Genomic DNA, 19,378 nt, shown 5'->3' with positions numbered 1-19,378 from the left:
ACAATGGCTGCAGGTTTTGAAGAGGACGGGATAGTTGCTCCGCCGGTTTCAGCCGGCGACGGGCGGCTTGCGGACAATCTCGTCTATTTTTCCCGCGTGCTTCGCCGCGCCGGGTTGAAGACGGGACCGGCCGCTGCGGCGGATGCGATCGCCGCCGTCGATGCGATCGGCGTCGGTTCGCGCGAGGAATTCCACGCGGCGCTCTCGGCCGTCTTCGTCAAGCGTCACGAGGATCAGCCGGTTTTCGATGAGGCTTTCCGGCTCTTCTGGCGCTCGCGCGACCTCGTCGGCAAGATGATCGCCATGATGTCGCCGAAGGCTGCCGACAACCGCGAACGGGAAAAGCAGAAGGCGGGCGCCACCCGCGTCAGCGATGCACTCACGACTGATCGGCCGGAAAATGCAAACCGCAAGACGCCGCCCGAGATCGAAGTGGATTCCCGCTTCACGACCTCCGCCAACGAGGTATTGAAGCGCATGGACTTCGCCCAGATGACGGCAGCCGAGCTGGCCCAGGCAAGGCGCGAGCTCCGGAAGCTGGCGCTGCCGCTCGATCAGGTGACCACGCGCCGTTTCCGGCCGTCGAGCCGCCCGCCGCGGATCGATCCGCGCGCCACGATGCGGCAAGCCATGCGAAGCGGCGGCGACCTCATCCTGCCGCGTTTCCGGCAGCGCAAGATGGTACCGCCGCCGCTGGTCGTGCTCGCGGACATTTCCGGCTCCATGAGCCAGTACACGCGCATCTTCCTGCATTTCCTGCATGCGCTGACGGAAAAGCGGACGCGGGTGCACACGTTCCTGTTCGGCACGCGGCTCAGCAACGTGACCCGGCAGATGCGCCGGCGCGATCCAGACGAGGCGCTGGCCGGCTGCACCGACGCCGTGCGCGACTGGTCCGGCGGGACACGGATCGGCGCGACGCTTGCCGAGTTCAATCGGCTCTGGTCGCGCCGCGTGCTGGGGCAGGGCGCCGTGGTGCTGCTGATCACCGACGGGCTGGAGCGCGAAGGCGTCGAGGAATTGGAAAAGGAAATCGACCGGCTGCACCGTTCCTGCCGGCGGCTGATCTGGTTGAACCCGCTGCTCAGGTTCGACGGCTTCGAGGCGAGAGCCCGGGGCGTGCGCGCCATGCTGCCGCATGTGGACGAATTTCGCGCCGTCCACAATCTGCGGTCGCTTGCCGATCTTGCCGTTACATTGTCGGATGATCATACAAAAGCCGCGGACCCGCGGCGATATCTGGATATAAGGAGGGTCGCATGACTGTTTCCGAAATATTGGACCCCTTGGCCACCGCCCAGAGCTGGAAGGAAGCCGGACGCGACGTGGCGATCGCCACCGTGATCGACACCTGGGGCTCGGCGCCGCGCCCGGCCGGCAGCCATCTCATCATCGACGGCGAGGGCAATTTCGAGGGTTCGGTCTCCGGTGGCTGCGTCGAAGGCGCGGTCATCACCGAAGCGCTCGACGTGATCGCGTCCGGCGCGCCCAAGATGCTGGAATTCGGCGTGGCCGACGAGACCGCCTGGCGCGTCGGCCTGTCCTGCGGCGGCCGAATCCGCGTCTATGTGGAAAGGCTCGGCTGATGCAGCTCGAAGCGCTGGTGAAATTGAACGCCGCCCGGCGCGACCGCAAGGCTGCGATCGTCGTGACCGATCTTTCCGACGACAGGGTGCAGGTCATCCTCGAAGGTGATGCGATGCCCGGCCCGCTCGGCGAAGAGGTTGCCAAGGTCTTTCGCAGCGGCAAGGCGGGCACGGCCGAGGTGGAAGGGCAATCGCTCTTCCTCAACGTGCACCTGCCGCCGCCGCGCATCGTTGTGATCGGCGCGGTCCATATCAGCCAGGCGCTGGCGCGGCTGGCGCCGGTCGCGGGTTACGACCTGACGATCATCGATCCGCGCACCGCCTTTGCGACCGAGGAGCGCTTCGAAGGGGTCGATCTCATCGCCGACTGGCCGGAGGATGTGCTGAAGGATCGGCCGCTCGATGCCTATACCGCGCTCGCCGCCGTAACCCATGATCCGAAGATCGACGATTTTCCGCTGTCGGAGGCACTCAGGACCGGCTGTTTCTATGTCGGCGCGCTCGGCAGCCGCAAGACCCATGCGAAACGTGTCGAACGCTTGAAGGAACTGGGCCGCACCGACAGCGAGATCGGCCGCATCGCCGCCCCGATCGGCCTCGACATCGGCGCCGCAAGCCCTGCCGAGATCGCGCTGGCGACACTCGCCCAGATCGTCCAGGCCTTCCGCCGGCGCGATCTGGTCGCCGCCGGGTGACAGCGATGAGATACGGAACATTTGAGCTCGGCGAAGCGGAGGGCACGGTACTGGCCCACAGCATCCGATTGCCGTCGGGCCGGGTGCCAAAGGGACAGGTGCTGTCGCAAACCGATATCGCCCGGCTGTCGGAGGAGGGCGTCGCCTCTGTGGTGGCTGTTCGGCTCGACCCCGGCGACATGCTGGAGGACGAAGCGGCGGCGACGATTGCCGGTGCGATCGCGCCCGACAATCTGCGTTTCTCCGAGGCGACGACCGGCCGGGTCAACATATACGCCAAGATCGACGGCCTTTTTGTTGCCGACAAGGCCGTGGTGGACGCGCTGAACCGCATCGATCCGGCGATCACGCTCGCCTGTCTGGCCGACCACGTCGCGGTACGCGCCGGCGACATGGTGGCGACCGTCAAGATCATTCCGCTGGCGGTCGCCGGCGACAAGGTCGCTCAAGCCGTCTCGCTTCTGTCAGAGCGGGTTGCTTTCGAGGTGAAATCCTTCCTTCCCCGTGTGGTGACGCTGGTCGCGACCGAGCTTCCGTCGCTGAAGGCTTCGGTCATGGATCGCACGGCCCGGCTTCTGGAGCAACGGCTCGCGCCTTCCGGTAGCCGGCTCATAAAAGAGATCCGTATTCCGCATTCGGCCGATTGCCTGACCGAAATTCTGCAAGAGCTTAAGCGCCAGGAAATTAATGAGCCGGCTATGATTATCGTCTTCGGGGCTTCCGCGGTGGCCGATGCGGACGATGTGATTCCCGCCGCCATCCGGCGCGCTGGCGGCGAGGTGGAGCAGGTCGGCATGCCGGTCGATCCCGGCAACCTGCTGGTGCTCGGCCGCATCGGCGACGTGCCGGTGCTCGGCGCGCCCGGCTGCGCCAGGTCTCCGAAGGAGAACGGTTTCGACTGGGTGCTGAACCGGCTGATGGCCGGCGAGACGCCGACGTCCTTCGATATCACCGGCATGGGTGTGGGCGGACTGCTGATGGAAATCCCGACCAGGCCGCGGCCGCGCGACGCGGCGGCGGAGAAGAAGGCTATATTGTCGGTTGGCGCGCTGCTGCTCGCGGCCGGCCAGGCACGGCGCATGGGCAAGGATGGGCCGCACAAGCTGCTCGCCGAATTCGAAGGCGTGCCGCTCGTGCGACGCAGTGCCGAGGTTCTGTTAGCTTCGCAGGCGTCGCCGGTCGTTGCGATCACCGGTCATCGCCGCGGGGAGATCGAAGCGTCCCTTTCAGAACTCGGTATCGGTCTGCATTTCAATCCGGACTACATCTCGGGCATGGCGAGTTCCTTGGTGGCTGGGTTTTCGGCGCCGGAATTGGCCGGGAAGGACGGGGTCCTCGTCATGCTGGCCGATATGCCCGGTGTCACGACGGAGCATGTGAACATGCTGATCGCCGCCTTCCGCGAGGCGGGCGGCGGTGTGGTGGTGCGTTCCGTATCGGAAGGCAAGCGCGGCAATCCGATCATCCTGCCGCGTGTCGCCTATGATGCCGTGCTGCGGCTCGAAGGCGATGTCGGGGCACGCGCCATCATCGAGACTTCCGGCCTGTCGGTAATCGATGTCGATATCGGCCCGGCGGCCCATCTCGATGTCGATACGCCCGAGGCGGTGACGGCTGCCGGCGGGGTTTTGAGGGGATAGCCATGGACAACGCCGGCATCGAGGAAATGTTCGAGGGGCTCGGCCCCGTTTTTATCCGCCGCATGTTCGGCGGCAAGGGCATCTATCATCAGGGCCTGATCGTCGCGATCGATCTGCGCGATGAGATCATGCTGAAGGCGGACGACGTGAGCGCGCCCGAATTCGATGCGGCCGGGGCACGTCAATGGACCTACGAGAACAGGAAGGGCACACCGGTTCCGATGCCCTACTGGTCGGTGCCGGAGGCAGCCTTCGACGATCCGGACGAGATGCGGAAATGGGTGAGGCTTGCCTTCGAAGCGGCAGTACGGGCGAACTCGAAGGCCTGATGCAGCACGAATCTTCACTGCAGTGCGAAATCTAGCGGCTTGATCCGGAAACTAAGGGAAGCTTATCATTGCTTCGTAGTGGGGACGTGGGTGTCGGTCTTTCGACCGGAGTTAGCGTCCGGGAATAAGAACAAAATCATTTCATGAAGATAGCCGCTTCGGTTTGCCGGGGCGGCTTTCGTTTTCACTTATTTCAAAAGGTGCGCGAAAGCTTTTGCCGCAAAGGCCGAAAGCGGCTGCGGCAGGTCGTTGAGATCAAACCAGCCGATTTCCGACAATTTGTCGGGTTCGGCAAGCGCCGGTTCGCCGGAAAAATCGCGCGTGATGTAGATCAATGAAATCCAGTGCTGCCGATCGGCCTCGACGATCTCCTCGACCGTGCAGAGATAGTCGACCTTGCCGATCTTGAGACCGCTTTCCTCTTCCGCCTCGCGGCGCGCCGCCTCGGAGGAAGGCTCCATCAGGTCGACCTTGCCACCGACAATGCTCCAGAACCCGGCTTCCGGCGCCTTCAGGCGGCGGCAGAGCAGAACCTTGCCGTCATCGCGCAGGATCACGAGCCCGGCGCCGACACCTGGAAAATCCATGCCGGGTTTTGCGGACATGCTTCGATCCTGGGATCAGCCCTTGGCGTTGGCGACGATCAGCATGAAAGCCGGAATGTCGTCGCCGAAGCCGACAGGGGTCGGGCCGTCGTCGTGATCGCGGTGATAACGGGCGCGACGCTCGCGAATGTCGTCGTTGGCGGGGCTCGGCCGCATGTTGCGGTTGCCGCCATTGCTCTGCGGCTTCCTGTCTGCCTTGCGCTCCGGTTTCACGTTTTCCACTCTCGACTCCACGAATGCCTCTTCGGCTTCGATCTGATTATCCTGGTTTTTCGTGTCAGCCCTGTGACCCGAATTGCCGCGCCCCGAATCACTTCGCTTGCCGCGGCCGCGCTCCTTATCACGATCGCGACCCTTGCGGCCACGCTCGGTGTCGTGGCTTTCCAGGGGCGCGGGGAGCGCAGAGAGATCGCCCGCCAGCCATTCGATCTTTTCGCCGATCAGCTTCTCGATCGCGTCGAGATACTTCGTGTCGGAACGGGTGACGATGGTGAAGGCGCGGCCCGAACGGCCAGCACGGCCCGTGCGGCCGATGCGGTGGACGTAATCTTCCGCATGGATCGGCACATCGAAATTGAAGACATGGCTGACATCCGGGATATCGAGGCCGCGCGCGGCGACGTCCGAGGCAACCAGCAACTGAATGCCGCCTTCCCTGAAGTTGGCCAGCATGGTCATGCGGGAACGCTGGTCCATGTCGCCGTGCAGGGCGCCGACCGAGAAACCGTGGCGTTCCAGCGAACGGAAGAGATCGGCGACGTCCTTCTTGCGGTTGCAGAAGATGATCGCGTTCTTGAGGTCGTCCTGCGCCTTGACGAGGTCCCGCAGCACGGCGCGCTTCTCGTAGTCCTTGTTGTGGGAGGCGACGAGGCGCTGCGTCACGGTCTTGGCGGTCGTGGAGGGCTTTGCGACCTCCACGCGCTCCGGATTCTGCAGGAAACGGTCGGCGAGCTTCTGGATTTCCGGCGGCATGGTGGCTGAGAAGAACAGCGTCTGCCGGGTGAAGGGGATCATCTTGGCGATCCGCTCGATATCCGGGATGAAGCCCATGTCGAGCATGCGGTCGGCCTCGTCGATGACGAGGATCTCGACGCCGGTCATCAGGAGCTTGCCACGCTCGCAATGGTCGAGAAGACGGCCGGGCGTTGCGATCAGCACGTCGGCGCCGCGCTCCAGCTTGCGGTCCTGATCTTCGAAGGAGACGCCGCCGATCAGCAGGGCGACGTTGAGCTTGTGGTTCTTACCGTATTTGTCGAAATTTTCGGCGACCTGGGCGGCCAGCTCGCGGGTCGGCTCCAGGATCAGCGTGCGCGGCATACGGGCGCGGGCGCGGCCCTTCTCCAGAAGCGTCAGCATGGGCAGGACGAAGGAGGCGGTCTTGCCCGTTCCGGTCTGGGCGATGCCGCAGATATCGCGGCGCTGCAGCGCATGCGGGATTGCCCCTACCTGGATTGGCGTTGGGGTCGAGTAACCCGCGTCGGCGACCGCGGAGAGGACTTTCTGGCTCAGGCCAAGATCAGCGAATGTGGTCAAAGGGGATTCTGTTTCCGTTCCGGTTCTATGCGAACACTATGCAAGTCGGCGCAGGACGGGCCGACACTGGCCGCGACATAGGACCAAAAAGCCTGAAAGTCAAGGAAAACAGGGCGATTGGGCTTAGGATTGGTGAACGAAGATCCTAAACGCGCAAGCCGGCTATCGTTCGATGGCAGGGAATTGCCCGATGAGGGGTCGATCGCCTCAGTTGAGATAGGTCGTGAGCTTCATGCCGGCATTGAGAAAATGGCTGGGATCGACGGGGTTTCCGTCGCGGCGCACTTCATAATGCACATGCGGTCCGGTGGAGCGGCCGGTGGAGCCCGCGCGGCCGATGACGTCGCCGGCGGAGACCATATCGCCTTCCTTGACGAGGATTTTCGACATATGGCCGTAGCGGGTGGTGATGCCCTGGCCATGATCGACCTCGACAAGGTTGCCATAGCCCGCCGACAAGCCTGCAATGGTCACCTTGCCGGCGCCGGTCGCCTTGACGGGCTGACCCGTCTCAGCCTGGAAATCGATGCCGGCATGCAGCGCCAGCCGGCCGAGGAAAGGATCGATGCGGTTGCCGAAGCGGCTGGTGACCTGATGGCCGGGGGCAGGGTTGCCGAAAGGAAGATCCCGAGCCGTCTCACGCACACTTTCCAGCCGGCTGAGCGCCGCATCAAGGTCGTCGAGCGAAGCGTCGAACGCGTTGGCATCGGTTTGCGGTTCCACGTAGGGGCCGCCGATGCCGTCGCTTTCGCCGGTATTCGCAGCGGAAGCCACATCGACACCGGTCCGTTTCAGGATCGCGGTGATCGCATCCGCGGTCTGTGCCGCCCCGGTCGTCAAGTCGGCGATCTTGGCGAGCTGTTGTTTTTCGATATTTTTCAGCGACAGCGTCACCTTGGAAAAGACGCGATCGGCTCGGTCGGCCATGTTTTCGCGCAGCGGCGCATAACCGAGCGCGCTCGTCGTGTCGAGTGGCGCTGCGGAACTCTTGCGGGAAAGAAGTTTTTCGATCGCGTGGATTCCCCTGCCGCCGGAAAGTGATGCCTGGCGTTCTCCGGTTACCGGTTGAAGGGCGGTTGGAGCAATTGTTTCAGGCGCCTTGAGGCCGGATTCCTCTGCCCGGTTCAGGAGTGAGCCGAGCTTGCCGTGTCGGTCGAAGAGGGCGTTCTGCTGTTCAAGGAGCTTTTCCACCTTCTGCTCGACCACCTGCTGGTCGAGAAGCTGGCGGGACGTGATGCGGTCGAGTTGGGCGCGCAGCGCCGCGATGCGGTCCTCGTAGTCGTGCTGCATGCGGGCCTGGCGCGCCATGGTCGCGCCGATCAGATCATCGCGGATGACGAGATAGGACGTGGCCGCGAGATAACCGATCGCAAAGACGCCGAAAAAACAGAAGGTGAGGGCCGCCATCCACGGCCGGACGGTCATGTGGCGGATCTTCTCGCCGCTGGCGAGGATGAGAACGTGGCGAGGCGCACGTTTCCCAAACACCCGGTTTTCGGTTCCCTTCGCCACGTGCTGCCCCCAGAGATGCGACTCCTGACGTCGCTGACCCGGCTGGATTACACACGGTTATGGTTAACCAATGCTTTATTTCATCTGCATCAGGCATTGCTGGTGGAGGTGAGCGAACGGTAGAATGAGGGCGTCAGCCCCGCCTCGGCGCGAGCGATGTCATTGAAGGGCGCCTTCAGGGAGCCGCGGAAATTGGCGCGTACGAGCTGCTGGAAGGTCGCGGCCGGATCCTTGCGCTCGCGGGCGCAGAGAAAACGGAACCATTTCGCACCGATCGCTACATGACCCTTTTCGTCGTTGTAGATGACGTCGAGAACGGCGGCGGTTTCGAGGTCGCCGCTCTCGCGCATTTTCGCCTGCAGGGACGGCGTCACGTCGAGCCCGCGTGCTTCGAGGATGAGCGGCACCACGGCGAGCCGGGCGGTGAGATCGTTGCGGGTCGAATGGGCGGCCTGCCACAATCCGTCATGGGCGGGCATGTCGCCGTAATCGGCGCCCATGTCGTTCAACCGGGCGCGGACCATGCGGAAATGCTTGGCTTCCTCGAAGGCGACCTGCATCCAGCCGTCGAAGAAGGAATTCGGCACCGGTTCGGTTGCGAAGCGGGCGACGATGTCGAGCGCCAGATCGACGGCATTGAGCTCGATATGGGCGATCGCATGCAGTGTCGCGATGCGGCCGTTGACCGTGTGGAGCGAACGCTTCTCGACCGCCTTCGGCGGCACGAGTTCCGGCTTTTCCGGCCGGCCGGGCCGTTCGGGCAGCGGCTGATCGAGCGGCGAGCGCAGCGACAGCCGGCGTTCGAACCAGCGGGCGGCGGTCTCCTGCGCCAGCCGCGTCTTGATGTCGAGATCGGCCGAAAGAATCGCCGTCGTTGCGCCGCCCCTCAATGAGGTGATCGAAAATTCGTCCGGCATCGGAATATCCTGCCCCGTTCACAGCGTCTTGAGGCTTTCCAGCACCTCTTCGGCATGGCCTGCGACCTTCACCTTCGGCCAGATCCTGGCAATTTTCCCGTCTTTGCCGATCAGGAAGGTCGTGCGCTCCACACCCATATAGGTGCGCCCATACATCGTCTTCTCCTTCCAGACGCCGTAAAGATTGGCAAGGGCCGTGTCCTCGTCGGAGGCGAGGATGATCGAAAGCGCGTGTTTTTTGGCGAACCTGTCGTGCTTCCTGACCGTGTCGGGGGAGACGCCGATGACGGCGGCACCCGCCCTTTCGAATTCCGGGAGGAGGCCGGTAAAGGCGATGGCCTCCTTGGTGCAGGCCTCGGTATCGTCCTTGGGATAGAAATAGAGCACGACCGGTTTGCCGGAAAATTGTTTCAAGGACACGCTGCCGCCGCCGTCGCGGGGAAGTTCGAAGCCCGGAGCGGGATCGCCGATCGCCAAATGGGACATGGATTTCCTTTCTTTTGCCGGTATCTTGAGTGATTGTCGCCGCAATCGGTATATACTGGCCCCGGCGACGTCCAGATCACTCCCGAATATGGAAAGATAGTTTCAACCTGATGGCGGAAATTCGCGGAGAAAGGGTCAGTTTCAGCCGGAAGGACATTGTTCCGCTGCACGAACTTCCCTCTGCAAAAGCGGAAGATCCGATCATCGTCCATTGCCCGCCGCCGAGCTCGCGGGTGAAGCGATTCGGCAAGACGGCCGTGCTGTTCGTCATGCTGGTGGTCCTCGCCATCGGCAGTGCCGTCTTCGCCATCGAAAGCGGCGTGGCCGACGGAACGCTTTCCGCGCGCGCCCAGAGCGCGCTCAACGATGCGATCGGCCCGCGATATGTCGCATCGGTCGGCTCGACCGCGATCCGTTTCGATTCGGGTTTCCGCCTCGCATTGGAGGCCCGCGACGTCGATATCGTCGAGCAGGCGACCGGCCAACATCTAAGCCGTACCGGCGCCATGCGCATGGCCATCGATCCCCTGGCGCTTCTGGCCGGCCGCATATCGATCAAGCACATGGAGGCCGAGCATATCCGGCTCGATACGGCACAGCTCCCCTCCGGCGATCCGCTGCCGCTGTCGGAGGTCCGCATCGATGCCATGCCCGCGCTGCTGGAACAGGCATTCCAGCGTCTCGACGAGGCGCGAGGCCTCATCGAACGGACCGGCACGGGTTCGGTCAGCATTTCAGGCATCGAAATCCTGCTGCCGACGGCACCCGGGCGCACGCCGATCACCCTGGTCGTAGACGATCTCGAACTTACCCGCAGCGTCGAAGGCGAGGTGGAGATCAACGGAGCGGTCAGCCTGAACGGCCGCAAAGCCGTGCTGACGGCGGCATCGAAGACCGTGGAAGGCGTCTCGACATCGCTGTCGGCGAAGCTCACCGGCCTGGAGGTCACCCCGTTTCTGTTGCAGCGCACGGAAGACGGCGCGCCGCGCGAAGGGATCGAAGGCTCGCTCGACCTCGACCTCGCCGCCGTCCGCGCCCGCGAGACGACGAAGCCCGCGATCACCGCGACGCTCCGCCAGTCTCCCGGTCACTTCTATTTCGACGGGCTCCAGCAGATATTTACCGGTGCCGAGATCAACCTTTCCTATGATTTCGCGAAGAACTCGATCGAGCTCCTGCAATCGGAGGCACGCTTCGGGCCAACCGTCCTGCCGTTCACCGGCGCGGTCATCGATCTCAGCAGGCTCGATCCGAACGACACGCGGCTCGGTTTCGGCCTCGATCTCCTGATCAGCGGCGGCACGGCCACGGGCGCCACGGAAAGCGAGCAGCCCGCACGGTTCGATCTCAAGGCGACCGGCCGTTATCTTTCGGTCGAGCGCGAGCTGCAATTCGATGAAATGGGTGTGTCCAGCCCTCTTGGGAGAATGGCCGGATCGCTGAAGGTCCGTTTCGGCAGCGAGTCGCCCGAGATCAGCTTCGGCGCGCAATTGCCGCATATGGAGGTGACCGGCGTCAAGCAGCTCTGGCCGTTCTGGATGGCGCGCAAGCCGCGTGAATGGGTCATGGACAACATGTTCGGCGGCACCGTGACCAACGGCTCCATCGCGGTCTTCATTCCGGCAGGCCGGATGAAGGGTCCGGGCATTCCGCTGGAGCTCGACGGGAACGAGCTGCAGATCGGCTTCGACCTCGCGAACGCGCGGATCAACCTTCCCGGCGACATTCCTCCGCTTCGCGACATCAATGGCCGCTTCGTGCTGAACGGACAGCTGCTTCAGGTCGATATCGCCCGCGCCGCCTCCTTCTTCCCATCCGGCCGGTTCGTTGCGGTGGAGGGCGGCCGTTTTTCCATTCCCTCGACCTATGCCAAGCCCCTGATGGCGGACCTTGCGCTGAAACTGGCAGGACCCGCGGACGCAGTGACGGAACTGGTGAATTTCCGGCCGATCAACGCGCTCAAGGGAACCGAGTTCAAGCCGGACGATTTTTCGGGAAATGCGCGCATCGACCTTACCGCACGCATGGGCCTGATCAATGCCCATAATCCGCCGAAGCCGACCTGGAACGCCCATGTCGAACTCGACGACGTCAACCTTCGTCCGGAATTCTCCGGCCACAAGGTCAGCGCGCTGGACGGCACGCTGGATATCGACACCCAGACGGCCAGGCTCATGGCCAAGGGCAGGATCGACGATGTTCCGGCCGATATCACCCTGGTCGAGCCGGTCGATGCCGCATCCACGACCAAGCGCGAGCGGATCATCAAAGCGGTCCTCAACAACGATCAGCGCGAAAAGCTGGCGCCCGGCCTTTCTGAGATGATTGACGGAACGGTGACGGCGCAGCTGACGCGCCTTGACGAAAACCGGCAGGCGGTTTCGCTCGACCTGAGCCGAGCGGCGCTTTCCGTGCCGTGGCTCGGCTGGACCAAGGGGAGCGGCATTCCGGCCAAGGCGCAGTTCGAGCTTTCGGAGGACGGCGCACGGAGCGATATCCGCAATTTCGAACTGTCGGGCGACGGTTTCGGGGCAAAAGGCAGCCTGTCGCTCAACGGCGATGAATTGACATCCGCCGAATTCTCCAATGTGCAGCTTTCGCCGGCCGACAACTATGCCCTTGCCGTCAAGCGCGCCAAAGGCAGTTTCGCCATCTCGATCACCGGCTCGGTGATGGATATGCGGCCGATCATCACCAGGCTGAGGGCAGACGAAAAAGGCGGAAGCGGAGGCAGGGGCAGCGACGACGCAGCCGACGCGAGCGTGCGCGCCAAGCTCGATCGCATGATTGGCTTCAACGATCAGGCGCTCTCGAATGTCTCGCTGCTGTTTTCCAGCCGCAACGGCGATATCGCGACCGCCGATTTCTCCGGTGTGACGGATAGCGGGCAGGCGGTCGTCAGTCAGATGAACCGCGGCGATACGATCTCGATCACCAGCGGTGATGCAGGGGCGGTGATCCGCTTCGCGGACCTCTACGACAACATGCGGGGCGGGCTCCTGAACCTGAGGCTCAAGGCGCAAGGCGACGCCTGGGCGGGTTCCGTCGATCTCCGCAGTTTTTCGCTCGTCAACGAACAGAAGCTTCAATCGCTGGTCTCGACGCCGGACCAGGCGGGGCGCAGCCTGAGTTCGGCGACGAAACGGAATATCGACGTCACCTCCGCCAAATTCCAGCGCGGCTTCGCGAGCCTTTTCTACCGCGGCGGAAGCCTTGCCGTGGAGAACGGCGTGGTGCGCGGCGAGCAGATCGGCGCCACATTCCAGGGCCTGGTGCGGGACAGCAAGGGCAACATGAACATGACCGGGACCTTCATGCCGGCTTACGGGCTGAACCGCCTCTTCGGGGAACTGCCGCTGATCGGCGCCATTCTCGGCAATGGGCGCGACCGCGGCCTGCTCGGCATCACCTTCAAGCTGGAAGGCGCCTTCGACAAGCCGAGATTGACCGTCAACCCGCTGTCGCTGATTGCGCCCGGCATCTTCCGGCAGATCTTCGAATTCCAATAAAATGGGCCGCTTTCGCGGCCCATTTTACAATCTTTCCGGTGTGCCTTCGGATCAGACCGGGCGCACCAGGATATGCTTCTTCTTGCCGAGCGAAAGCTTGATGACGCCCTCGTTCGTGACTTCGCCGGATCCGATCACTTTTCGCTCGTCGCTCACCGGCTGGTCGTTGATGCGCACCGCGCCGCCCTGCACATGGCGGCGGGCTTCGCCGTTCGACCCGGCAAGTCCGGCCCGGACCATGAGCGACAGGAGGCCGGTGCCGGCATCGAGTTCGGCGGCGGGCACCTCGACCGATGGCAGATTTTCGGCAAGTCCGCCTTCCTCGAATGTGGTCCGTGCCGTTTCCGCAGCCGCTTCCGCCGCCTCGCGGCCATGCACGATGGCGGTTGCCTCGGTGGCAAGGATCTTCTTCGCCTCGTTGATCTCCGAACCTCCGAGCGCGCCGAGACGGGCGATTTCGTCAAGCGGCAGGCGCGTGAAGATTTTCAGGAAGCGGGTGACATCCGCATCCTCGGTGTTGCGCCAATACTGCCAGAAATCATAGGGGCTGAAGAGATCGCCGTTCAGCCAGACGGCGCCTGATGCCGACTTGCCCATTTTCTCGCCCGAGGATTTCGTCAGGAGCGGCGTCGTGACGGCGTAGAGCTGCGGACCGCCCATGCGATGGGAAAGATCGACGCCGTTGATGATATTGCCCCACTGATCCGATCCGCCCATCTGCAGCACCGTGCCGTAGCGCCGGTTGAGCTCGGTGAAATCGTAACCCTGCATGATCATGTAGTTGAATTCGAGGAAGGACAGCGACTGTTCGCGATCGAGCCTCAGCTTGACGCTGTCGAAGGAGAGCATGCGGTTGACCGAGAAGTGGCGGCCCACGTCGCGCAGGAATTCGACATACTTCAGCTCCATCAGCCAGTCGGCATTGTTGACCATGATGGCCGGATTAGAGCCGTCGTAGCGGAGAATGTTGGAATAGACCTTCTTGATGCTTTCGATATTCGCCGCGATCTTCTCGGGCGTCAGGAGCTGGCGCTGCTCGTCACGGAAGGACGGATCGCCGACCATGGACGTGCCTCCGCCCATAAGACTGATTGCCTGATGGCCGGTCTCCTGCAGCCAGTACAGCATCGTCACGGTGATGAGATTGCCGATATGGATCGATGTCGCCGTCGCATCATAGCCGACATAGCCGCTGATGCGGCCCGTTGCGGCAAGCTTGTCCAGACCTTCGGGATCGGAGATCTGGTGGATGAAGCCTCGCTCGTCGAGCGTGCGAAGGAAATCGGACTTGAACCTGGACATTATCATTCTCTGGCAGGATTTGGTTTCTGGCGTGTGGGCGCGCCTCTAGCACTGTTTTTGCTCCTAATCACTTCAAAAGTGATGTTGAAGGCGATCAACGCTCCGAATGAATGGCCGCAGATGCGAGAATATCGGTTGGCCGCAATCCGCCCAGACGCGGATGCGCCATTTTCGACAGTGTCGATATTCAGGCATTAACGATTTCTTGTTCATGCGCTTCTAACATTCGGTCTGGACGAACCAGGGTGGCGTGCAGGATTCCTGCACCGGTGGGTGATGAACGGGGCGGCCTTTTTCCTGGCGGTGAATTTCATCATCGCCATTTCCTTTTCGCTGGTCTTTGCGGTGGTCTCGACCCGCAGCCGTTCGCGGAGCGCCGCCCTCTGGTTTGCGGCAGGTTTTGCCGTCGCCTCGCTTTCGGCACTCTGCGAACTGCTGGTCGCCTATACGGACCTCGCCAAGTTCTGGGCGATCGGGGCTTTTGCTACCGTGCTTGCCGGCATGATCCTGCTCAGGGGCGGCGTCGGCGAGCTTTACGGGCGCAAGATCGACCCGCGGAAGGCGGTCTGTTTCCTGTTGGCCGGCGTCTTTCTCGATCTGCTGATCTACGACCTGCCGCGCGGCACCGCCCTGCACGCCTTCTCCTATCAGACGCCTTTCGCGTTCGTTATCCTGACGAGCGCCGCTGCCGTCTTTTCGTCCACGCGCCGGCTGGCGATCGACCGGGCGCTCGGCGGCCTGCTTCTGGTCACCGGCCTGCATTTCTTCGCCAAGGCCTGTCTTGCGGTCGTTGCAGGGGCCGGGACGACCGCCAAGGATTATATCCACACGAATTATGCACTGATCTCGCAAAGCTCGACCGCCGTACTCATGGTTGCGGTGGGATTGACGCTGCTGTCCGTGCTCGTTCTGGAGATCATGGCGGACGAGCGCAGCAATTCGGAAAAGGACTCCCTTTCCGGCCTCGCCAATCGTCGCGGTTTCGAGAACGGCGTAAAGGCGGCGCTCACGCTCGCTCCCAACGACCGGCACGCGCTGATCCTTTGCGATCTCGACCATTTCAAGAGGATCAACGATACCTATGGCCATCATGGAGGCGATCTGGTCATTCAGGCCTTCGGCGATCTCCTGCAGGCGAGCGCCGCCAAGAGCTCCGTGGTCGGCCGTATCGGCGGCGAGGAATTCGCGGTCTTCATGCCGAACACGACGTTGGAGATATCGGCGCTGTTCGCTCAGGCATTGAGAGGCGGGGCAATGGGGATCGCGGTGAGCGCGCTTCCGTCCTCCGTTACCGTGACGGCGAGTTTCGGCGTGGCGGAACTTGCTCCAGGGGAGGATCTCGCCGCTGCCATGCGCGACGCCGATGCCGCGCTCTACGAGGCCAAGCGCTCCGGCCGCAACTGCGTCAGGCAGGCGCGCCGGCAAGAGGCGCCGGAGCCCGCAACGATCAAGGTCATGCAATGAAAACGGCCGCGGAAAGCGGCCGTTCGGTGGTCATCTTTTCGTATCTTGCTCAGCGAATGCGCTTGGCGGCCGGTTCCGGCACCAGTTCGCCGTTCAGGCGACGGTCGAGATAATCCTCGCATTCGGCCATCAGCGTTTCCACATGGCCGTTGAAGAAGTGGTTGGCGCCTTCGACCATGCGGTGGGTGATCAGGATGCCTTTCTGCGTCTTCAGCTTTTCGACGAGGGCATTGACGTCCTTTTCCGGTGCGACCTTGTCGGCATCCCCGTTGATGATGAGGCCCGAAGACGGGCAGGGGGCGAGGAAGGAGAAGTCGTAGATGTTCGGTTGCGGCGCGATCGACATGAAACCCTCGATCTCCGGGCGGCGCATCAGAAGCTGCATGCCGATCCAGGCGCCGAAGGAATAGCCCGCGACCCAGCAGCTCTTGGAATCGGGATGCAGGCTCTGCACCCAGTCGAGCGCGGAGGCGGCATCCGACAATTCTCCCGCGCCATGGTCGAATTCGCCCTGGCTGCGTCCGATGCCGCGGAAATTGAACCGGAGCGTCGTGAAGCCGCGCTTCTGGAACATGTAGAAGAGCTGGTAGACGATCTGGTTGTTCATCGTTCCGCCGAATTGCGGATGCGGATGCAGGATGATGGCGATCGGCGCGCTTTTTTCCTTGGATGGCTGGTAACGACCTTCCAGGCGGCCGGCGGGGCCGTTGAAAATGACTTCGGGCATCTGTACTCCGGTCAACGTGCTCAGGTTCCAAACCGGTCGATTGCGTCGAGTTTGACTTGACGAAGCCGCTCAGCTTTTCTAAAACACAGTTTAGAACCATTCGAAATTTTGGGCGCTCTTCAAGTGGTGCCCGATGCGATGTCTCATAAGGCAAGGCTCAAGGAAATTTCAAGGAAAATGCGGGCCTCCCGCCTGCCGGCATGTAATTCGACTGCTATCTAGGAACGGAACTCGAACAGGCAATGGCGATCGACCGTATATATCTGGATTGGAACGCGACCGCGCCCTTGGCTGCGCCGGCACGTGCTGCCATGCTGGATGCGCTTGAGCTGCCGGGCAACGCCTCGTCCGTCCATGGTGAAGGCAGAGCGGCCCGCGCCGCCGTCGACAGGGCCCGCCGGCAGGTGGCCGCGCTCGTCGGGGCCGAACCGGCCCATGTGACGTTCACGAGCGGCGCGACGGAAGCGGCCAACCATGTGCTGACGCCCGAGTTCCGCATGGGCCGGGCGCCGCTGACGGTCGGCCGGCTTTACGTCTCGGCGATCGAGCATCCGGCAATCCGCGAAGGCGGCCGTTTCGATAAGGCTGACGTAACGGAAGTTCCTGTCACCCGCAATGGGATCATCGATCTGCAAGCGCTTGAAAACCTGCTTTCCAGCCATGACCGCGATGCCGGACTTCCGATGGTCGCCGTCATGCTGGTCAACAACGAGACGGGCATTATCCAGCCCGTGACAGAGGCCGCCGCAATCGCCCATGCCCATGGCGGCCTGATGGTGGTGGATGCCGTGCAGGCAGCGGGCCGTCTTCCGGTCCACATCAATGCGCTCGATGCGGATTTCCTGATTCTCTCGTCCCACAAGATCGGCGGGCCGAAGGGCGTCGGCGCGCTCGTCTCTCGCGGGGAAGTATTGATGCCGAAGCCGCTGATCCGTGGCGGCGGGCAGGAAAAGGGACATCGCTCCGGCACCGAGAATTTCCATGCCGTGGTCGGCTTCGGCGCAGCGGCGGAAGCGGCGCTTGAGGGCCTTGAGGAACGCAATGCCGCCATCGGGGCGCTACGCGACCGGTTGGAAGAAGGCATGTGCCAGGTTGCGCCGGATGTCGTCATTCATGGCACGGCAGCCCCGCGCGTGGCGAATACCTGCTTCTTCACTTTGCCGGGTCTGAAGTCGGAAACCGGACAGATCGCTTTCGATCTGGAGGGCGTCGCGCTGTCGGCCGGTTCCGCCTGCTCCTCGGGAAAGGTCGGCGAAAGCCATGTTTTGACCGCCATGGGGCACGACCCGAAGCTCGGAGCGCTTCGGATTTCGCTCGGTCCCGACACGACGGAAGAGGATATTTCGCGGGCGCTCGCCGCGTTCGCCAAGGTCGCCCAACGCCGAAGACCGGCGGGCGAGGCCGCATGAGCGGCGTCGAAATTGCGAAAGCGCAAATTTCCGCTTGCCAAAAGGTGTGAAAACCGCCTTCTGGCGCCTACATAAGGGAGGCAGTTGTCCCCCCGGATTGATGACAAGAATTGCCGGAATTTGAACCGGCAAGATTTGGAGAATGAGCATGCCTGCTGTCCAGGAAACAGTCGATCAGGTCCGCCGGATCGATATCGACCAGTACAAATACGGTTTCGAAACCGTCATCGAAGTGGACAAGGCCCCTAAGGGTCTCTCGGAAGAGATCATTCGCTTCATTTCGGATAAGAAGCAGGAGCCGGAATGGATGCTGGAGTGGCGCCTCGAGGCCTATCGCCGTTGGCTGACGATGGAAGAGCCGACCTGGGCGCGCGTCGACTATCCGAAGATCGACTTCAACGACCTTTATTATTATGCCGCTCCGAAGAAGCTCGGCGGCCCGAAATCGCTCGACGAGGTCGATCCGGAGCTTCTGAAGACCTATGAGAAGCTCGGCATTCCGCTGAAGGAGCAGGAAATCCTGGCCGGCGTGCAGAAGTCGAGGGTCGCCGTGGATGCGGTCTTCGATTCGGTCTCGGTCGTGACGACCTTCAAGGAAGAGCTGAAGAAGGCCGGCGTGATCTTCATGTCGATCTCGGAAGCCATCCGCGAGCATCCGGAACTCGTGAAGAAATATCTCGGCTCGGTCGTGCCCGCTTCCGACAATTTCTATGCGACGCTGAACTCGGCCGTCTTCACCGACGGCTCCTTCGTCTTCGTGCCGAAGGGGGTCAGATGCCCGATGGAGCTTTCCACCTATTTCCGCATCAACGAGAAGAACACGGGCCAGTTCGAGCGCACGCTGATCATCGCCGAAGAGGGAGCTTACGTCTCCTATCTCGAGGGCTGCACGGCGCCCCAGCGCGACGAAAACCAGCTTCATGCGGCGGTCGTCGAGCTCGTGGCGCTCGACGACGCCGAGATCAAGTATTCGACCGTTCAGAACTGGTTCCCGGGCGATGCCCAGGGCAAGGGCGGTATCTACAATTTCGTCACCAAGCGTGGCGATTGCCGCGGCGCCCGTTCCAAGATTTCCTGGACCCAGGTGGAGACCGGTTCGGCGATCACCTGGAAATATCCGAGCTGCATTCTGCGCGGTGACGAAAGCCGCGGGGAGTTCTATTCGATCGCCGTGTCGAACGGCCACCAGCAGATCGATTCGGGCACCAAGATGATCCATCTCGGCAAGAACACGTCGAGCCGCATCATCTCCAAGGGCATTTCCGCCGGTAAGTCGAACAACACCTATCGCGGCCAGGTATCGATAAATCGTCGCGCCGAGAACGCCCGCAACTTCACGAACTGCGATTCGCTTCTGATCGGCGACAAGTGCGGCGCCCATACGGTGCCCTACATCGACGTGAAGAACGCTTCCGCGCAGGTGGAGCACGAGGCGACCACCTCGAAGATTTCCGACGACCAGAAGTTCTACGTCATGCAGCGCGGCATTCCGGAGGAGGAAGCGATCGCTCTCATCGTCAACGGCTTCGTCAAGGAAGTCATTCAGGAACTGCCGATGGAGTTCGCCGTGGAAGCCCAGAAGCTGATCGGCATCTCGCTCGAAGGCTCCGTGGGCTGATGGCCCGCTGTCTGAATATCGCGCTCTGACGCGTCACCGAATAAAT

General features: G+C 62.6%; 16 protein-coding genes. 9 read left to right on the top strand and 7 right to left on the bottom strand.

Annotated elements, in window-relative coordinates:
* Positions 1–3 precede the first annotated feature (3 nt).
* The 5 genes from ACMGE0_RS18150 to ACMGE0_RS18130 are packed head-to-tail and all read left to right on the top strand — an operon-like array spanning position 4 to position 4,250.
* On the top strand, positions 4–1,263 hold the full coding sequence (locus ACMGE0_RS18150) for a vWA domain-containing protein (RefSeq protein WP_436817276.1): 1,260 nt from the start codon (positions 4–6) through the stop codon (positions 1,261–1,263).
* Positions 1,260–1,586: an XdhC family protein gene (locus ACMGE0_RS18145; protein ID WP_436817275.1), complete on the top strand. Its 327-nt coding sequence runs from the start codon at positions 1,260–1,262 to the stop codon at positions 1,584–1,586. The genes ACMGE0_RS18150 and ACMGE0_RS18145 overlap by 4 nt, the downstream gene beginning before the upstream one ends.
* Positions 1,586–2,281: an XdhC family protein gene (locus ACMGE0_RS18140; protein WP_436817274.1), complete on the top strand. Its 696-nt coding sequence runs from the start codon at positions 1,586–1,588 to the stop codon at positions 2,279–2,281. The genes ACMGE0_RS18145 and ACMGE0_RS18140 overlap by 1 nt, the downstream gene beginning before the upstream one ends.
* Before the next feature lie 5 nt (positions 2,282–2,286).
* Entirely contained in the window at positions 2,287–3,921 is a 1,635-nt protein-coding gene (locus tag ACMGE0_RS18135; protein ID WP_436817273.1) for an NTP transferase domain-containing protein, read from the top strand.
* A 2-nt stretch (positions 3,922–3,923) separates the two neighbouring features.
* Complete coding sequence (locus ACMGE0_RS18130) at positions 3,924–4,250, top strand: TfoX/Sxy family protein (RefSeq protein ID WP_436817272.1); 327 nt, start codon at positions 3,924–3,926, stop codon at positions 4,248–4,250.
* A 188-nt stretch (positions 4,251–4,438) separates the two neighbouring features.
* Here ACMGE0_RS18130 and ACMGE0_RS18125 read toward each other — a convergent pair whose 3' ends face one another.
* The 5 genes from ACMGE0_RS18125 to ACMGE0_RS18105 all read right to left on the bottom strand — a co-directional run bounded on the left by ACMGE0_RS18125 (position 4,439) and on the right by ACMGE0_RS18105 (position 9,303).
* Positions 4,439–4,855, bottom strand: a complete 417-nt coding sequence (locus ACMGE0_RS18125) for an NUDIX domain-containing protein (protein WP_436817271.1) — start codon at positions 4,853–4,855, stop codon at positions 4,439–4,441.
* A 15-nt stretch (positions 4,856–4,870) separates the two neighbouring features.
* Positions 4,871–6,388 (bottom strand): DEAD/DEAH box helicase, encoded by a 1,518-nt coding sequence (locus ACMGE0_RS18120; protein WP_436817270.1) that lies wholly within the window; start codon positions 6,386–6,388, stop codon positions 4,871–4,873.
* Positions 6,389–6,595: 207 nt separating this feature from the next.
* Positions 6,596–7,900 carry a M23 family metallopeptidase gene (locus tag ACMGE0_RS18115; RefSeq protein ID WP_436817269.1) on the bottom strand — a complete coding sequence of 435 codons (1,305 nt, stop codon included), beginning with the start codon at positions 7,898–7,900 and terminating at the stop codon, positions 6,596–6,598.
* A gap of 89 nt (positions 7,901–7,989) precedes the next feature.
* The gene (locus ACMGE0_RS18110; RefSeq protein ID WP_436817268.1) at positions 7,990–8,817 is read right to left on the bottom strand and encodes a ferritin-like domain-containing protein; all 828 of its coding nucleotides are present in this window, start codon (positions 8,815–8,817) and stop codon (positions 7,990–7,992) included.
* Between the two features lie 18 nt (positions 8,818–8,835).
* Entirely contained in the window at positions 8,836–9,303 is a 468-nt protein-coding gene (locus tag ACMGE0_RS18105) for a peroxiredoxin (protein WP_436817267.1), read from the bottom strand.
* A 110-nt stretch (positions 9,304–9,413) separates the two neighbouring features.
* Between ACMGE0_RS18105 and ACMGE0_RS18100 the strand changes: the two genes are divergently transcribed.
* A complete protein-coding gene (locus tag ACMGE0_RS18100) occupies positions 9,414–12,812 on the top strand; it encodes a hypothetical protein (protein ID WP_436817266.1) in 3,399 nt (1,132 codons plus the stop codon).
* A 51-nt stretch (positions 12,813–12,863) separates the two neighbouring features.
* On the opposite strand, the gene tyrS is transcribed toward ACMGE0_RS18100, so the two are convergent.
* A complete protein-coding gene (gene tyrS, locus ACMGE0_RS18095; RefSeq protein WP_436817265.1) occupies positions 12,864–14,114 on the bottom strand; it encodes a tyrosine--tRNA ligase in 1,251 nt (416 codons plus the stop codon).
* 276 nt (positions 14,115–14,390) lie between these two features.
* Between tyrS and ACMGE0_RS18090 the strand changes: the two genes are divergently transcribed.
* On the top strand, positions 14,391–15,578 hold the full coding sequence (locus tag ACMGE0_RS18090) for a GGDEF domain-containing protein (RefSeq protein ID WP_436817264.1): 1,188 nt from the start codon (positions 14,391–14,393) through the stop codon (positions 15,576–15,578).
* Between the two features lie 49 nt (positions 15,579–15,627).
* On the opposite strand, the gene ACMGE0_RS18085 is transcribed toward ACMGE0_RS18090, so the two are convergent.
* Entirely contained in the window at positions 15,628–16,305 is a 678-nt protein-coding gene (locus ACMGE0_RS18085; RefSeq protein WP_085424380.1) for an alpha/beta hydrolase, read from the bottom strand.
* 242 nt (positions 16,306–16,547) lie between these two features.
* Here ACMGE0_RS18085 and ACMGE0_RS18080 point away from each other — a divergent pair, with 242 nt between their 5' ends.
* Positions 16,548–17,714, top strand: a complete 1,167-nt coding sequence (locus ACMGE0_RS18080; RefSeq protein WP_436817263.1) for a cysteine desulfurase family protein — start codon at positions 16,548–16,550, stop codon at positions 17,712–17,714.
* 148 nt (positions 17,715–17,862) lie between these two features.
* Positions 17,863–19,332 (top strand): Fe-S cluster assembly protein SufB, encoded by a 1,470-nt coding sequence (gene sufB / locus ACMGE0_RS18075; RefSeq protein WP_436817262.1) that lies wholly within the window; start codon positions 17,863–17,865, stop codon positions 19,330–19,332.
* Positions 19,333–19,378 lie beyond the last annotated feature (46 nt).

Source organism: Neorhizobium descurainiae, from assembly GCF_051400715.1.
Lineage (GTDB): Bacteria > Pseudomonadota > Alphaproteobacteria > Rhizobiales > Rhizobiaceae > Neorhizobium.
The sequence above is the reverse complement of the archived record's forward strand: the minus strand, read 5'-3'. Positions and strand labels throughout refer to the sequence as shown.

What these genes read in the sequence shown, in the direction of transcription:
- ACMGE0_RS18140 (WP_436817274.1), top strand. Translation starts at nt 1,586, where the DNA reads ATGCAGCTCGAAGCGCTGGTGAAATTGAACGCCGCCCGGCGCGACCGC.
- ACMGE0_RS18100 (WP_436817266.1), top strand. Translation starts at nt 9,414, where the DNA reads ATGGCGGAAATTCGCGGAGAAAGGGTCAGTTTCAGCCGGAAGGACATT.
- ACMGE0_RS18145 (WP_436817275.1), top strand. Translation starts at nt 1,260, where the DNA reads ATGACTGTTTCCGAAATATTGGACCCCTTGGCCACCGCCCAGAGCTGG.
- ACMGE0_RS18130 (WP_436817272.1), top strand. Translation starts at nt 3,924, where the DNA reads ATGGACAACGCCGGCATCGAGGAAATGTTCGAGGGGCTCGGCCCCGTT.
- ACMGE0_RS18150 (WP_436817276.1), top strand. Translation starts at nt 4, where the DNA reads ATGGCTGCAGGTTTTGAAGAGGACGGGATAGTTGCTCCGCCGGTTTCA.
- ACMGE0_RS18105 (WP_436817267.1), bottom strand. Translation starts at nt 9,303, where the DNA reads ATGTCCCATTTGGCGATCGGCGATCCCGCTCCGGGCTTCGAACTTCCC.
- sufB (WP_436817262.1), top strand. Translation starts at nt 17,863, where the DNA reads ATGCCTGCTGTCCAGGAAACAGTCGATCAGGTCCGCCGGATCGATATC.
- ACMGE0_RS18110 (WP_436817268.1), bottom strand. Translation starts at nt 8,817, where the DNA reads ATGCCGGACGAATTTTCGATCACCTCATTGAGGGGCGGCGCAACGACG.
- tyrS (WP_436817265.1), bottom strand. Translation starts at nt 14,114, where the DNA reads ATGTCCAGGTTCAAGTCCGATTTCCTTCGCACGCTCGACGAGCGAGGC.
- ACMGE0_RS18085 (WP_085424380.1), bottom strand. Translation starts at nt 16,305, where the DNA reads ATGCCCGAAGTCATTTTCAACGGCCCCGCCGGCCGCCTGGAAGGTCGT.
- ACMGE0_RS18080 (WP_436817263.1), top strand. Translation starts at nt 16,548, where the DNA reads ATGGCGATCGACCGTATATATCTGGATTGGAACGCGACCGCGCCCTTG.
- ACMGE0_RS18090 (WP_436817264.1), top strand. Translation starts at nt 14,391, where the DNA reads ATGAACGGGGCGGCCTTTTTCCTGGCGGTGAATTTCATCATCGCCATT.
- ACMGE0_RS18135 (WP_436817273.1), top strand. Translation starts at nt 2,287, where the DNA reads ATGAGATACGGAACATTTGAGCTCGGCGAAGCGGAGGGCACGGTACTG.
- ACMGE0_RS18125 (WP_436817271.1), bottom strand. Translation starts at nt 4,855, where the DNA reads ATGTCCGCAAAACCCGGCATGGATTTTCCAGGTGTCGGCGCCGGGCTC.